Origin of the sequence: Duganella guangzhouensis (genome assembly GCF_009674535.1) — a bacterium.
Classification (GTDB): domain Bacteria; phylum Pseudomonadota; class Gammaproteobacteria; order Burkholderiales; family Burkholderiaceae_D; genus Rugamonas; species Rugamonas guangzhouensis.
On the sequence record NZ_WKJK01000024.1, the window covers coordinates 15,552 to 31,080 of the forward strand.

At 63.4% G+C, this 15,529-nt stretch carries 13 protein-coding genes; 2 read left to right on the top strand and 11 right to left on the bottom strand.

Features of this window, described 5'->3' with window-relative positions; genetic code table 11:
• Positions 1-6 precede the first annotated feature (6 nt).
• The 8 genes from GJ699_RS29945 to GJ699_RS29980 all read right to left on the bottom strand — a co-directional run bounded on the left by GJ699_RS29945 (position 7) and on the right by GJ699_RS29980 (position 11,521).
• Positions 7-672: a TetR/AcrR family transcriptional regulator gene (locus tag GJ699_RS29945; RefSeq protein ID WP_154383079.1), complete on the bottom strand. Its 666-nt coding sequence runs from the start codon at positions 670-672 to the stop codon at positions 7-9.
• A 102-nt stretch (positions 673-774) separates the two neighbouring features.
• Positions 775-1,158 carry a phasin family protein gene (locus GJ699_RS29950; RefSeq protein WP_154383080.1) on the bottom strand — a complete coding sequence of 128 codons (384 nt, stop codon included), beginning with the start codon at positions 1,156-1,158 and terminating at the stop codon, positions 775-777.
• A 64-nt stretch (positions 1,159-1,222) separates the two neighbouring features.
• A complete protein-coding gene (locus GJ699_RS29955) occupies positions 1,223-3,088 on the bottom strand; it encodes an alpha/beta hydrolase family protein (RefSeq protein WP_371867712.1) in 1,866 nt (621 codons plus the stop codon).
• Positions 3,089-3,180: 92 nt separating this feature from the next.
• Positions 3,181-6,840: an EAL domain-containing protein gene (locus tag GJ699_RS29960; protein ID WP_371867713.1), complete on the bottom strand. Its 3,660-nt coding sequence runs from the start codon at positions 6,838-6,840 to the stop codon at positions 3,181-3,183.
• A gap of 17 nt (positions 6,841-6,857) precedes the next feature.
• A complete protein-coding gene (locus GJ699_RS29965) occupies positions 6,858-8,453 on the bottom strand; it encodes a PAS domain-containing sensor histidine kinase (protein WP_308495544.1) in 1,596 nt (531 codons plus the stop codon).
• Complete coding sequence (locus GJ699_RS29970; protein WP_154383082.1) at positions 8,414-9,358, bottom strand: esterase/lipase family protein; 945 nt, start codon at positions 9,356-9,358, stop codon at positions 8,414-8,416. The genes GJ699_RS29965 and GJ699_RS29970 overlap by 40 nt, the downstream gene beginning before the upstream one ends.
• Positions 9,359-9,377: 19 nt before the next feature.
• Positions 9,378-10,997 carry a GMC family oxidoreductase gene (locus GJ699_RS29975; RefSeq protein ID WP_154383083.1) on the bottom strand — a complete coding sequence of 540 codons (1,620 nt, stop codon included), beginning with the start codon at positions 10,995-10,997 and terminating at the stop codon, positions 9,378-9,380.
• The gene (locus tag GJ699_RS29980; protein WP_154383084.1) at positions 10,994-11,521 is read right to left on the bottom strand and encodes a hypothetical protein; all 528 of its coding nucleotides are present in this window, start codon (positions 11,519-11,521) and stop codon (positions 10,994-10,996) included. Before GJ699_RS29980 ends, GJ699_RS29975 begins: the two co-directional genes overlap by 4 nt.
• A gap of 103 nt (positions 11,522-11,624) precedes the next feature.
• Between GJ699_RS29980 and GJ699_RS29985 the strand changes: the two genes are divergently transcribed.
• Entirely contained in the window at positions 11,625-12,440 is an 816-nt protein-coding gene (locus GJ699_RS29985) for a substrate-binding periplasmic protein (RefSeq protein WP_195763684.1), read from the top strand.
• On the opposite strand, the gene GJ699_RS29990 is transcribed toward GJ699_RS29985, so the two are convergent.
• Genes GJ699_RS29990 through GJ699_RS30000 form a run of 3 tightly spaced genes read right to left on the bottom strand, consistent with a single transcriptional unit; the run spans position 12,427 to position 14,444 of the window.
• A complete protein-coding gene (locus tag GJ699_RS29990; protein ID WP_154383086.1) occupies positions 12,427-12,867 on the bottom strand; it encodes an acyl-CoA thioesterase in 441 nt (146 codons plus the stop codon). The genes GJ699_RS29985 and GJ699_RS29990 overlap by 14 nt on opposite strands.
• A gap of 6 nt (positions 12,868-12,873) precedes the next feature.
• Positions 12,874-13,635, bottom strand: coding sequence for a substrate-binding periplasmic protein (locus GJ699_RS29995; RefSeq protein ID WP_154383087.1), 762 nt, complete (start codon positions 13,633-13,635; stop codon positions 12,874-12,876).
• A gap of 14 nt (positions 13,636-13,649) precedes the next feature.
• On the bottom strand, positions 13,650-14,444 hold the full coding sequence (locus tag GJ699_RS30000) for an RNA methyltransferase (protein WP_154383088.1): 795 nt from the start codon (positions 14,442-14,444) through the stop codon (positions 13,650-13,652).
• Positions 14,445-14,609: 165 nt separating this feature from the next.
• On the opposite strand from GJ699_RS30000, the gene GJ699_RS30005 reads away from it, so the two are divergent.
• Positions 14,610-15,392 (top strand): inositol monophosphatase family protein, encoded by a 783-nt coding sequence (locus tag GJ699_RS30005; RefSeq protein ID WP_154383159.1) that lies wholly within the window; start codon positions 14,610-14,612, stop codon positions 15,390-15,392.
• The last annotated feature ends 137 nt before the right edge of the window (positions 15,393-15,529 follow it).

A 15,529-nucleotide genomic window follows, 5' to 3' on the forward strand; every position in this document is an offset into this window, starting at 1 on the left:
CTCAGCTCATTTCAGTTTCTTCAGATATTCTTCGGACAATTTCTGGAACAGCAGCGCGGTCTCGTTGCGCAGATACGGACCGATCTGCGACAGCACCTGGTAGCAGCCGCGCGCCAGCGCATCGGCCATCGATTGCTGTTCGCTGTACTTGCGCGGATTGCGCACGTATTCGTACGACAGCCAATAGGTCGCCACCACCACCATATTGGTGGCCATGGCTTCGATCGCGGTGTCGGAGGCTTCCAGCGATTTCTCGCTGCGCAGGTCTTCGCACAACTGCTTGGCGACCTTGATCTTGTGCGCCAGAATCTGCTTGAAGTGCAGCTCCAGCTTGCGGTTGCGCGACAGCAGATCGTTCAGATCGCGGTAGAAGAAGCGGTAGCGCCAGATCAGTTCAAACATCAGGTGCAGATACAGCCACACGTCTTCGATGTTGGAGCGGCGGCCGTTGGGCACGGTCAGGATGCGCTCGATCTCGGCTTCGAACTGAACGAAGATCGAATTGACGATGTCGTCCTTGTTACGGAAATGGTAGTACAGATTCCCCGGCGAGATATTCATCTCTTCGGCGATCACCGTGGTGGTGATGTTGGGCTCACCGAATTCATTAAACAAGCGCAGCGACAGCTCAAGGATGCGTTCGCGGGTGCGTCGGGGTGCTTTTTGTAGCATAGCGGGGGGACCTCTGTTTATTCTGGTGCAAGCATAACACCGATGCATACCACAGAGGAACACCCGCGCACGCTTTTAGGCGCAATTAACGGCCAGATACCGCTATTTAGCTGACTTGGTCTTCTTGGCGGCCGGCTTTTTCGCCGGCGCTTTTTTGACCGCCGCCTTTTTGACGGCTGGCTTGGCAACTGCCTTTTTGGCCACTGCCTTTTTGACCACCGGCGCCGGTGTGCCGCCCAGCGCCAGCACTTGCTGGGTCAAGGCGTCGATACGCTGGTTGAGGGCATCGATTTCCTCGCGGTTCGGCACGCCGATCGAGCTCAGCGCGCGCAACACACGTTCCTCGAACACCTGCATCGAAAAGAACTTACCCTCCTCTTCCTGCGCCTTGGCAAATGCCGCCAGGCCAGCCTGCCAGATTTCCTGCGACGACATCCGGACCGCGTCCAGTTGTTGGTCCTCGTTCTTCTTCAACTTCTTAGCCATGTGCATCCTGTCAGTTCTGTTTGCCGGTATTTTATTCTAAGCCAGCCAAACTAGAGAACGGTTACTAATGCGACAACGTCAGATCGCCTATGTATTTATCGAGGAAAGCCAGCAAGGTGCGGTAATACAGCACGCGATTCTCCTCCCTGGCCAGGCCGTGCCCCTCTTCCTCAAAACTCAGCCACTGTACCTGCTTGCCATTGCGTTCCAGCGCCTGCCGCATCTTCTTTCCATGCGATAGCGGCACACGTTGATCGTCCTCGCCATGCATCAACAATACCGGCGCGCGGATACGCTCAGCGTGCTTCAGCGGCGACACCTGATCGAAAGAAACGGAGCGGGTGCGGGCGTCACCTATGCGGCTCAGCATCATTTCACGCGTCACCTTGTCATCGGTGCGATCGGAGTCGTCCTGGAACATGTATTCGATATCGGCCACGCCGGCGAAGCTGACACCGCACTGGTACAGCTCCGGCGTCTTCACCAGTCCCCACATCGCGGCATAACCGCCATAGCTGGCGCCGACGATGCAGATGCGTGCGGGATCGGCAATGCCTTCGCTGATCAGGTGGCGGACCCCGGCGGTAATATCGTCCTGCATCGCCAATCCCCATTGACCGTAGCCGGCCTGCTCGAAACGCTTGCCGAAACCGCTGGAGCCACGGAACTGCGGCTGAAACACCGCATAGCCACGCGCCGCCAGCAACTGCACTTCCTCATTCCAGCCCCAGTAATCGCGCTCGGTCGGGCCGCCATGGATCAGCACCACCAGCGGCGCCTTGGTGGCGCCGTCGGCGGGGCGGGTCAGAAAAGCCGGGATGCTCAGGCCATCCGCAGCCGCATACTGCATCATCTCCATGGGCCGCATGCTGGCCTTGGCGGCGGCGACACGATGCTGCAGCAACGGGCGCATCGCACTCTGTTTCATGTCCAGCAGATACCAGGTCCCCGGCTCAATATCGCTATACGAATACACCAGCACCTTGCCGCGCGGATTGCCACTGAGGCGGTTGATGCGCTTCGGCAGCGCGGCGTCGACCACCTGCTGCACACCGGCCCAAACCGGATCGAACCACACCGACTGCACCTGCAAGCCGCCGGTAGTGACCCGCTCGTAGCTCTGCTGCTCAATGCCACCGACGCTGAGAATATCCTGCGTGTCGCTGCCGGCCAGCATGTCACCGACGCGGCCAGCCTGGGTATCGTAGGCAAAGAAGGCATAGGCGTCACGCCCCATGCGCGAGGTGATCGCCAATGTATGCGGCTGATCCGGCACGTACGCCGGCATCCAGTAATCATCCACCACGCTGAACTGGGCCAGTTTCTGCCATTCGGCACCCGGCTCCGGCAGATACCAGTTGCTGACGGTCGACATATCACGCCACGTTTCGGAGTTCAGCAGCGTGGCTGCTCGCAGCACGCCATGGCGGTCGAAGGCCAGCTTGATTGCCTTGCCGCCGCCCGGGCGGTCCAATCGGCGCCGCTCACCGGTACGGGCATTCACCCGCGCATACACGCCGCGCCAGCTGTCGGCGCAAATCAGCACCCACGGCGAGTCAGGATCGTCCAGCTCGGCGCGCCGTACCACGTACTGGCCCAGGGAGGCGATCTCCTTGCCGTTCAAATCCATCGATACCGCGCCGAAGCTGTAATCGACCGCCAGCAAGTCGTTGCTGGCCCAGATGACATTCCACGGCGTCTGAATATAACGCCAGCCGTCGCTCTGCTTGACGTAGGCCGAACGCAGCACTTTGCTGGTGCCGGTTTCGGTGTCGTACACCTGCAGTTCATCACTGATGCCGTCAGAGAAAATAATCGCGATATGCTTGCCATCGGGGGAAAGTACCGCCTGACCGGCGCCCTCCCGATTGGCGGCCTGTTCGATGGTCAGAGGCGCCGCGCCGGCCAAGGCGCAGACAGCGGCAAGCACGCCGGCACAAAAGGCAAATCGCATATCGAGAAATGAGTGTTGAGATGCGGAAATTATAAATTAAGCATCTCTTTTCATCAATCCCGAAATTTTTATGCCGATTGCGGCGCCGTCTGGGCGGCCGTCAGCGCGGCCCGCGCGCTGCCGTGTGACTGGGCGTGCAAACGGAAACCTTCGCGGATGTTTTCACGCAGCACCGCGCCCTTCCACGGCTTGGTGTAGAAGCGGTCGATGGCGCCGTGGTTGATGGCGGCCATGATCGGCGTCAGGTCGGCATAAGCCGACAGCATGATGCGGAAGGTGTCCGGCGCCAGGTTCTTGACCCGCTCCATGAATTCGGTGCCACTCATCAGCGGCATGCACTGGTCGCACAGAATCACCTGCACGCGGTGCTTGGCCAGGATGTCGAAGCCCTCGGCGGCGGTCTGCGCGGTCAGGATGCGGTAGCCGTCCTGCGCCAGGAAATCGGTCAGCACGTCCAGCATGAAGGCGTCGTCGTCGACAATCAACAGGGTTTGCTGATCGGCGACTTCCTCATCGGCCGGCGCTTGCAGCTGACGGCCTTCGCGCAGCATGGCTTCGAAATCGTCGGCCGGCAGTGGACGGCTGAAATAATAGCCCTGCATTTCATCGCAGCCGTGCCGGCGCAGATAGGATAGCTGGGCATCCTTCTCCACCCCTTCGGCAATCACGTTCAGCTTCAGGCTGTGCGCCATGTTGATGATGGCCAGTACGATCGCGGCGTCATCCGGATTGCTGGTCACCTCGCGCACAAAGGCGATGTCGATTTTCAGTTTATCGATCGGGAAGCGCTTCAGGTAGGCCAGCGAGGAATAGCCGGTGCCAAAGTCGTCGATCGAAATCTGAATCCCCAGCGCCTTCAGGTTCTGCAGCACGCTGATGGTTTCCTCGGCATTCGACATCAGTGAGCTTTCGGTCAGCTCCAGCTCCAGCAGCTCGGGCGCGATGCCATGTTCGCGGATGGCTTTCAGCACCTCTTCCTCCAGCCCGCCGACAAAGAACTGGATGCCGGATACGTTGACCGACAGATGCACCGCGCCGACATTCTCTTTGTGCCACTGGGCGATCTTGCGGCACGCCTCATGGATCACCCAGGTGCCGACCCGCACGATCAGCCCAGTCTCTTCCAGCAGCGGAATGAACAGCGCCGGCGACACCATGCCATGCCCCGGCCGCTGCCAGCGGATCAGCACCTCGGCACCGCTGATGCGGCCGTTGAGGATGTTGACCTTGGGCTGGAAGTGCAGCACGAATTCCTCGTTCTCAATCGCGCGCCGCAGCGCGTTTTCCAGGTCCAGCCGCGCCAGCGATTGCGCGTTCATCTCGGCGGTGAAGAAGCGGAAGGCGTCGCGCCCGGCTTCCTTGGCGCGGTACATGGCGGTGTCGGCGTACTGGATCAGCGTGTCCGGCTCATTGCCATCGTCCGGATAAACCGCGATGCCGATGCTGGCGGTGACGGTGGCCTCGTGCCCTTTCAGGTCGAACGGCCGGCGCAACGCCTCGCGGATCTTGTCCACCACCGCCACCGCGTTCTGCGCGCCTTCCGGCAGCATCAGGATGGCGGCGAACTCGTCGCCGCCGAAGCGGCCGATGGTGTCGCGCACGCGCAGGCAGTCGACCAGCCGCGACGAGAACTGCCGCAACAGCTCGTCGCCGATGGTGTGGCCCAGCGTGTCGTTGACGTTCTTGAAGCGGTCGACATCCAGGAACAGCACCGCCAGCGACCATTTGTGTTCCGCCGCCTGGCGCAGTGAGTGGACCAGCGAATCGTAGAACTGGCTGCGGTTGGGCAGACCGGTCAACGTATCGAAATGGGCCAGCTTGAGCAGGCGCTGCTCGGCTTCCTTGCGCTCGGTGATGTCGCGCGCCACCGCCACCAGGATCCAGCTGGCACCCGACCGCAGCGTGCGGCGCTGCACTTCCACCGCCAGCGGCGAGCCATCCTTGCACTGCAACAGCAGCTCGGTCATGGCGCCGCTCTGGTCGCCGGACAGCAGCTTGTCGTACAGCTCTTCCAGCTTGCGCAGCTCGCCTTCCAGCGCATGATTCGGGCCGACCTTGAGGAATTCCTCGCGCTCAAAGCCCAGCATGCGGCAAGCAGTGGCGTTGACGTCGACAAAGCACATGCCGGCGCGGTCGACCAGGAAGATGGCGTCGGCGGTGGCGTCCATCGCCAATCGGAACCGGCGCAAGTCCTCGTCGAGACGGATCCGGGCATTCATGTCCAGCGTCAGCTGCGCGTGATGGCGCTTGATTTCCTCGTACAGCAGCAGGTTTTCAAACGCCACCGCCACCTGCGCCGCTACCGTGGCGGCCACGCGCTCGTCAACTTCCGAGAAGCCGTCGGCGCCCAGCTTGTCCACCAGGTAGAGCCAGCCATGGGTGCGCTCGCGCGCGGCGATCGGCACGCCCAGGAAGGAGTGCACCGGCGGGTGTGTCGGCGGCAGGCCGATGGTGGCCGGATCGCCGTTCAGGTCGTTGATGCGGCACGGCAGGCGCTGGTCCAGCAAGCCGCGCAGCACGCCGGCGCGCGGGGTTTGCGCAATTTGCCGCACCGGCATGCCGGCGCCGGCGCTGGAGAAATAGCTCAGTTCGGTCGCGCCCGGCTCCAGCACGCCGATGCACGCATATTTGGAGACGCAGATGTTCTGCGCCACGCGGCAGCCGATGTCCATCAGCGCGCTCGGATCGCGCTCGGCGCCGAGCTCGATGCCCAGCTCGATCAGCGCGGTCAGCCGCAAGCTCACCGCCTGCAGGCTGGACAGCGAATGCGACAGCCGCTGCGTCATGCGCGACAGATTTTCCGTGCCCGCATCGTCGCTGTCGCCGGCCAGCCGGGTAATCAGCTGGCTGCTCGATTCCAGCTCGTCCAGATATTCGGCCACCTTGTGGTCGATGTCATGCAAGCGGCCTTCCTGCGGCGGCTCGGGCGCAAACGCTGGCAACGGTTCCAGCACGGTGATGCTGTCGGCGCGGCCCAGCGCTTCCTTCACCGTCTGCAAAATTACTTCCGGATCGGACGGCTTGGGCAGGACCCAGCGCACGCCGCATGACTGCGCCACCGCCACCGCCTCGCGCTCGCGGTAGGTGGCGGTGTAGAAAATCACCGGCACATCGGCGGTTTCCGCATGCTCGTGCATGCGGGTGACGAATTCGTAGCCATCCATATTCGGCATCAGGATGTCCGAAATCACCAGGTCCGGCTTTTCCGCCAACACCACTTTCAAGCCCTCGGCGCCGTTGGACGCCTCCAGCAAGCGATGACCGCCATAACTTAATAGCGTCATCAGGAATTCACGATTGAGTACGTGATCGTCCACGATCAAAATCGTGGCTGCATCGTTTTTAGCCGGGGACGACACTGCCCCTTGTAAAAAAGACTCGATCTGGGTCACAAAGGTGTCCGGCTCGATCGGTTTGCCGATATAGCCGTCGAAACCAGCCTCCAGCAAGCGCTCGCGGTCGCCCACCATGGCCAGCGCGGTCACCGCCAGCGCCGGGATGTGGCGCACCTCGGGATCGGCCTTGAGCGCGCCCACCACGCCGTAGCCATCCAGCTTGGGCAAATGCACATCGCAGATAATCAGGTCCGGCTGTTCGCGCTTGGCGGCCGCCACACCGGCCTCGCCATCGCTGGCCGACAAGGGCTCGTAGCCAAAGGCACGCAGCAAATACACCATCAACTCCATGTTGGTGGCATTGTCTTCTATGATCAGGATACGTGCTGCCACGTGTAATCCCCTTTCTTTTATTCTTCCAGCGGCAGAGCCAGCGTGAACACGCTACCCCGGCCGTACTCGCTATCAAACAAAATCTCGCCTTGCAGCAGCGATGCCAGCTTGCGACTCAGATGCAAGCCCAGGCCGGTTCCTTCAAATTGCCGCAGCGCGTTGGCGTCCAACTGGGAAAACGCTTGAAACAAAGCCCCACGCTGTTCCTCGCCGATGCCGATGCCGGTGTCGCTGACGCTGATGGTGGCGCAGGACTTGTGCCCCACGATCGCCTTGGTCAGCCGCACCAGCACCGTGCCGTGGTTGGTGAACTTGATGGCGTTGTGCACCAGGTTCATCAAAATCTGCTGCATCGCGCGGCGATCGCTGGACACCGTCACATCGTCCGCCGCTCCTTCGAATTCCAGCGCCAGCCCCTTGTTGCGCGCCTGCGGCTTGAACGAGGCCAGCACTTCATCGATCAGCGGCCGGCAGCGCACCGGCGCCAGGTCCAGCGCCACCTTGCCGGATTCGATGCTGGTCAAATCGAGCAAATCGTTAATCAGCGACAGCAGATGGCGGGCGCTACTCTGCACCATCCGCAACTGTTTGCTCTGTTCATCATTGATGGGTCCAGGCAACTTCATCAGCATAGTACCCGTAAAACCGATGATCGCGTTTAAAGGCGTGCGCAATTCGTGAGACATGCCGGCCAGGAAGCGGTCTTTGGCAGCCACCGCCTTTGCCAGTTCGTCATTCTTTTCGCGCAGCAGCACCTCAAATTGCTTGCGCTCGCTGATGTCGCGGATGGCGCTCACCACCAGCGTGCCCTCCTCGGTCCTGATCGGGCTGAGGCTGATTTCAACCGGGAACTCGGCGCCATCGCTGCGCAGGCCGTACAGGTCGCGGCCAGTGCCCATGGCGCGCACCAGCGGCTCGGTCGCGTATCCGCCGCGATGGCCCATATGCGCGCCACGGAAGCGTTCCGGCATCAGGCTTTCAATCAGCATGCCGCGCATGGCGTTGTGCGCATACGCGAATAAGGCTTCGGCCTGGCGATTGGCCAGCACCACGCGGCCGGCGGCATTGGCCACGATAATGGCGTCCGGCATCGATTCCAGAATGCCGTCATAGCGCGCCTCAACCAGCTTGGCGTCACGCAGCACCTTGAGCGTGGTGACGTCCTTCTTGCTCCACAAGATATAGGCGGGCGCGCCCTGCTCGTCGCGCACCAGCTTGCAAGAACTGTCGATATACACCAGCGTGCCATCCCTGGCGCGCCGCATCGATTCATAGCTGGCGGTGCCGCGCTCCAGCGCCTGCCGCAGCGCGTCGGCGCCATCGTTGGGCAGCGCCAGCGGCACGATCAGCGCATCCAGTTGCTGGCCCAGCGCTTCCTCGCTGGTGTAGCCGAACACTGTCTGCGCGCCATTGGTCCAGCACACGACTTTTCCGTCCAGCGTGGTCACCACGACAGCGTCAGGGGTTTCGTTCAGGATCAGGGTGCCGAAATCGATCGCCATCGCCTCGCCTTGTTTGCTACTGGTACAGGACTCACCATACAGCAACGCGGCGCGCACATCTTCACACAAAATCACGCCGGCGTGGCCGATTCGATTTCCTGCAGCGCGCATTGCATGATTTCCGGATGCCGTCCCAGCGCCACATGGCCTATGGCGCCGAACACCAGATTGCGCGCGCCCGGCAGGTCGCTGGAGTCTTGCGGCGCGATGATGTTATCGTGGACGGAATAAATGGAACTGAACAACAGACGTTGCGTATTTGCCTCAGATGCGGCCAGCGCGCCCAGCCATGGGCTGTCGCGCCGCATCTGCTGCGCATTGCTTCCGGGACCGAAATGCGCCAGCGCCGTGCCGTGATGCGGCGTGCCGAGCGTGATCACGCGCGCGATATCGGCATCGCCATAACGCCGCAGATAGGCGCGCGCCACCAGCCCGCCCATGCTGTGCGCGAGGATGATGACTTGCGGGCTGCCAGTCTCGGCGCGCAGCCGCGCCACCGCCGCCTGCACCTGCGGCGCGTAATCGTCGATCGAGGCGCCGGGCGGTTCCAGGTCGATGCCGTAATGACTGATGCGCGCCTGCTTCAGCAGCTTGCTCATCGGTAGCCAGTAGCCGCTGTTGCAGGCATAGCCGTGGATCAGCAGCACCGGCAAGCCGCGCTGCCGGTCACGCGGCTGCACTTGCATGCCGATAGGCCGCAGCATGTAATAGGACGAGGTCAGCATCGATGAATGGAATTCATGCCAGAACAGATTGGCGGCGCTGAGTGGGTTCAGCGTGTGATCCGGCGGCGTCACGCTGCCGGCGCGCCAACTCAGATAGAAGTTGTTGGCCGAGATCATCAGCCGTATCAACAGCACCGCCAGCAGGCCGCAGGCCAGGTACACCGCCACGGTTGAAGGCGGACTCAGTTGCGCCTCCCAGGCCGGGCGCCACCAGTAATAAAGGCCGATGGCCAGCCCCGCGATCAGCAGGGCTTGTGCCGCCAGCAGCAGTATCAGCAGTCGTTTGATCATGACTGCATGATACCGCGTTTTATGCCGGCGTCGGCCGCGCCGCCGGCCGCCCGGTCAATTGCTGCGCCAGGCCGCTGGCCAGGCGCGCCACCATGCCATAAATCGACAGTTGCGGATTGGCGCCGATTGCGGTCGGGAACAGCGAGCCATCGTGCACCGACAGGTTGCTGACACCGCGATAGCGGCCATCGGCGCTGGTCACGCCCAGCCGTTCATCGTCGGCCATGCCGCAGCCGCCCATCACGTGGGCCGACACCACCCGCGCTTGCAGCAGCTTGTATGGCAAGGCGTTAATGCCGGCTTGGGCCTGCGTCCAGTTGGCGTAGGCCTGGCCCTGCTCGTGCACCGGCGTCACGCTCCGGGCGCCGGCGGCAAACTGGATTTCCGCCATGGTCAGCAAGGCGCGCCGCACGCCGTCCCAGAGGAACGGCGTGAGCGGATAATCCAGCAGCGGCGCGCCATGCCGCAGCGATACGCTGCCGCCAACGGCCTCGTCGTGGAAGCCGTCGCGCAGCAGCGCCAGCAGCGCGTGCACATGCGGGAATTGCTGCATCACCGCCGCATGCTGGGCGCCGAATCCCGGCATGGTGGTGGAGAACAGCAGCGGATGCAGCGGCGGCGCTTCCAGCTTGTAGCCGATCGGGCCGTCGATGCGCTCGGTGTGCAGGAAGTGGTCCGAGTACACGGTTTGCGGCGCGCCGGCATAGCCGTCGACGCGCTGCGCGAACAGCCCGGCTGAAATCACCGTCGGATGTAAAAAGGTGCGCTTGCCCAGCAAGCCATGCGGGTCCGGCGCCTGCGAGCGCAACAGCAAGGCCGGGGTGTTGATGGCGCCGCCGGACAGCACATAGTGCTTGGCGCGCAGCGTCAGGCGCTGGCCGGTGGTGCCGAGGCCGTCCGCGCTCATGGCCACGCACTCCAGGCTGCTGACGCGGCCGTTCTCGATCCGCAGCCGCTCCGCGCGCGCATGCGTGATCAGGCTGGCGCCATGGTTGAGTGCCGACGGAATGGTGGTGATCAGCATCGACTGCTTGGCGTTGGTCGGACAGCCCATGCCGCAATAGCCGAGGTTCCAGCAACCGTTGACGTTGCGCCGGATCGACGCGGTCGGAATGTTGAGCTTGGCGGCGCCGCGCCGCAGCAGGTCGTTGTTCTCGTTGGGCGGCGTCGGCCAGTCGGTGATGTTGAGGCGCGCTTCCATCAGCTCGAACCACGGCGCCAGCGCCTCCGGCGTGTAATCGTTGAGGCCGAAACGTTGGTTCCAGTGGCGCAGCGTGATGTCGGGCGTGCGGAAGCTGCTGGTCCAGTTGACGGTGGTGCTGCCGCCCACGGTGCGGCCCTGCAGAATGGTGATGCCCTGGTCTTTGGTCTTGCGCGCGGCCGACTCCTGGTACAGCGTTGGATAGGCTTCGGCCTCGCGCATCTTGAAGTCCCTGGATGACTTCAGCGCGCCCTCCTCGACAATGATGACCTTGAGGCCGGATAGCGCCAGGATCTCGGCCGTGACGCCGCCACCGGCGCCGCTGCCGACGATCACCACGTCGGCCTCCAGCACGCGGTCTTCGCGCAGTTGGGCGGCGTCGGTGACTTGCCAGCCGGCCGCCAGCCCAGCCTGAATCGGATCGGGAATGAGGCTCATGCCAGCAGCTCCGGCAACGGCCCCGGATAGCCGATCGCCGGCCACGCCGACGGATCGGCATACCAGGCGCCGATAATCAAATCGTGCAGCGCGTGATAGGCGGCCCGCAGCGTTTCCAGGCTATGCGTGCGCCAGCTGTTCAAAAACGCTTCGACCTGATGCGGATCGGCCTGCTCCCAGCCGCCAGCCACGCCGGCCAGCAAGCGCCGCGCCGGTCCCAGCGCCAGCAGCCCGAACAAATCCTGCACTTCCTTTTGCGTCGTCAGCGGCAGGCCCAGCACGGCGTCGCGGACGCGGCCGCAAGCGGCTTCCAGCGCCGCCGCGCGTGCGGCGGGCTCGGCCGGCAGCACCGGCCCCAGCATCACGGGGATCACCGCCCGCAGCACGGCCAGCGCGCCGCCTTCCAGCACGAAGCGGTGACCGGCGGCCGGTGGATAGGCGAGGCGATAGACGGCGCCGCCGGCAGCGAGCGTGCACGCGCCGGCCACGCCGATCTTCAGAAAAGATCTGCGGGAAGATAGCATTGTCTCCGTCCATTTTTATGGTTTTTTGTAGTGTAAGCGAAACTGCAACAGCACCAACTTGCAAAAATAGAGGGTGGCGTCTAACCGGTGTAAGATGCTCGCCATGCAAAAACGTCATCTGTCCACGCGCCGCGCCGTGCTGGCGCTGATGCTGGCCCTGAGCGCCGGCAGCGCGCCCGCCGCACCGCGGGAAATCGCGGCCTGGACCTATCTGGATTCGCCGCCCTACATCACCGATCCGGTCAGCAATGCCGGCCTGATGCGCGATCTGGTCGACTATCTGAACCAGGCGCTGGCGGGGCGCTATCACTATACGCTGGCGGTGATCCCGCGCGCACGCCTGAACCTGATGCTGGAACACGGCGAACGCGGCGTGGTGCTGCTGGCGCCGTCGGTGGTGTTTGACGGCCCGTATCTGCGCTCGGACGCGCTGCTGGACGACCGCCAGGAACTGTTATCGCGCAAGGACCAGCCAATTGAGTATCACGGCGCCGGCTCGCTGAATCAGATCAATCTGGGCGGCATGCGCGGCCACAGCTATCCCTTCATCCAGGCCGACATCGACGCCGGCCGCGTGCACGTGCACCGCGCCCAAAGCGAGGCCGCGCTGTTGAAGATGCTGATGGCGAAACGGCTGGACGCGGTCACCATGGCCGGCACCAGCGCGCATTATCTGGCCAAGATCTCGCCCGAGGCGCAGGCCGGGCTGCACTACTCGCAAACCAATCTCGGCCGCTTCTCGCGGCAGCTGATGTTCCAGGCGGGCATGCAGACCGAGCGCGACGCCGTCAACAGCGTGGTGCGCGCCATGGCCGACGATCCGGTCTGGCGCGCCACACTGGCCCGCTATGGCCTGCAGCCGGCGGCGCGCCTGCACCAGGCCGGCGGCGCGCCGGAACACCCGCTCAACCGGCAATAACCGCCGGCAGATAGACCTCACAGAATTCGGCCGGCATGCGGCGCGCGCGGCCGCTGCTGATCTCGATGCACACCAGTTCCCAGCGGCCGCGTAACACGGTGGCGCCATCGCTGGCGCGCAGCAGCTGGAAACGGCGCTCCATATTGAGCTTGCCGTCGGTGGCGTACAGCCAGGTGCCCAGCAGCAGCCGTTCGCCGGCCGTGGTCGGCAGCAGATAATCGTATTCGGACCGGCGGATCGCCATCGCGCGGTCAAGCCGGCGGTAATCGGCCAGGCCCAAGCCCAGTTGCTCCGAATGCGACCAGCCAGCCTTTTCGCACCATTGCACGTAGACCGCGTTGTTGGTGTGGTCCAGGCCGTCGATATCGGCGGCGGCCGGCGACAGTTCCAGAACGTGCGGTTGCGGATGATCCCAGTTCAAGCTCATGCGTTCCTATTTGGGCAGTTCGTATTGGTATTTCTTCAGCAGCCGGTCGTAGCTGCCGTCGCGCTTCATCGCGTCCAGCGCGGCGCGCCAGTCGGCCAGCAGGGCCGGATCCAGTCCGGGCGCGCTGGCCATATAGATGGTGGTGCGGCTGAGCACCGCGCCGCGCCGCAGCTTGGCCGGATCGAGGCCGGTGTTGCGCTGCGCCTGCAAAATGCCATTCCACGAGCTCAGCCAGGCATCGACGCGGCCGGCGCCCAGCTTGCGCGCATTGATATCGTCATGCGCCACCAGGCTGATGTGCTCGAAACCCAATTCCTGCGCCAGCCGCGCGCCGACACCATCGCGCACCACGCCCAGCGACAGCTTGCGCACCGCTTCCACGCTCGAGATGTCCACCGTCGAATCCTTGCTGGCGACCACCACGAAATCCTCGTCCAGCAGCGGCACCTGCCATTGGTACTGCTTTTCGCGCGCCGCAATCCGCGCCACCGGCGCCACCAGCACGCCTGGCGTGGTCCCGGCCACCATCAGCGCGCGCGCCAGCGGATACAGCTGGATGGCGCCGGTATGGCCGGTACGTTTGGCCATTTCCGCCATCAGCTCGCAAGCCAGGCCGGACGGCCGGTCGCTACTGCCCGGCGCGCTGGGGAAGCAGTAAAACGAGGTTTCGCCGCCGACCAGCCGCAGCTCGACGGCCGACGCTTGCAGGCCGGTGCTCAACGCGGCGGCGGCAAGCACGGTACGGCGGAGATAGGTAAGCGAGCTCATCTGCTTAGTATGACTCAATCCTTGCCATCCGGCCGGCCCATCATTTTGCGGGCGATGCCGCGCAGGATGTTGACCTCTTCTTTTTCCAGCTGAGCGCGGGCGAACATGCGCTTCAGGCGCGGCATCAGCTTGCGCGGATTGTCGGCGTCCAGGAAGCCGATCCGCACCAGTGCCTGCTCCAGATGGGCATACATGCCCTCGATCTGCGCCAGGCTGGCGGCCTCGCCGTGGAAACCGACCTCGCTGGCGTCGGCGGCCGGCAGGCGTGGCGTGTGGACCACGCCGGCGCCCTCCAGCACCGCCATCCGGCATTCATACGCCAGCACCTGGGCCGCCTGCGACAGATTCAGCGACGAATACTCCGGATTGGCGGGAATATTAATCAAAACATTACATTGCTCGACCAGCTCGTTCGGCAGGCCAAAGCGCTCATTGCCGAAGATCAGCGCCGCGCGCAGCTCTGGCTGCGTCACCAGTTGGCCGGCCAGTTGACGCGGCGACAGCACCGGCGGCGAAAATTCGCGCAGCCGGGCCGACACCGCGGCGGCGAAGTTGATGCCATCCAGCGCCTCGGCCATGCTGCCGACCACGCGCGCGCCGGCCAGGATATCCTGGGCGCCGCTGGCGAACGCCACCGCCTCCGGGTCTTGCACCGCATTGTCGAAACGCGGATTGACCAGCACCAGTTCGCTATAGCCCATGGTTTTCATGGCCCGCGCCACCGCCCCGATATTGCCCGCGCGGCTGGTTTCGACCAGAATAAATCGCAGCTGTTTGAAAAGATTCGTGTTGATTTGTGGCAGGTTCATTTAAAATAGCGGTATTGCGCGGTGTCAAATCGGGAATTCAAGCAGAATTCTACCTTGTTGGCACCGCCCCGCTCTTTGTCATTTTGTCTCCTGTCGTGCCGCCGGGCTGGAAAACTCCCGGTGGGCGTTAGCATTTTTATTACGGAATAGCCCATGCAATCTCCAATGATTAACACGGCCGTGAAAGCCGCGCGCCGCGCCGCCGCCGTCATCAACCGCGCTTCCTTCGACCTCGATCGCGTGATCGTCACCGAAAAGAACCACAAGGACTACGTCACCGACGTTGACCAGGCTGCCGAGCAAGCCATCATCGAAGTGCTGTCCAAAGCCTATCCTGACCACGCCTTCCTGGGCGAGGAAAGTGGCGCCTCCGCCAATGCGCACGACGAGGCAGAATACACCTGGATCATCGACCCGATCGATGGCACCACCAACTTCATGCACGGCTTCCCGCAGTACTGCATCTCGATCGCGCTGTCGCAGCGCGGCGTCATCACCCAGGGCGTGATCTACGACCCGGTGCGCAACGACCTGTTCACCGCCACCAAGGGCGCCGGCGCCTACCTGAACGAAAAACGCATCCGCGTGGGCAAGCTGGACCGCATCGCCAACGCCCTGCTGGCCACCGGCTACAAGACCGGCAGCCCAGCCGCGCTGAAGGAATACCTGGAAATGTACGGCATCATGGCCGAGCGCAGCCAAGGCATCCGCCGCGCCGGCAGCGCCGCGCTGGACCTGGCTTACGTCGCCTGCGGCCGCCTGGACGGCTTCTATGAAAAAGGCCTGAAGCCTTGGGACATCGCGGCCGGCGCGCTGCTGGTGACCGAGGCGGGCGGCATCGTCGCCGAGTTCAACGGCGAATCCGACTACCTGTACAAAGGCGACATCATCGCCGGCAGCCCGAAAGTGTTCGGTCAGATGGTCGGCCTGCTGGCACCATTCGCCTGACATCCTGTTACAAAAAACCCAGCTGAAAGGGAGCGTTTGCTCCCTTTTTTTATTTCCTTGATGAAACTAGCTGCTATACTGAAAGCTGCGGCCTACACCCAGTCGGGTCCCGCACGCCAAGAACAACAGATTGCCTG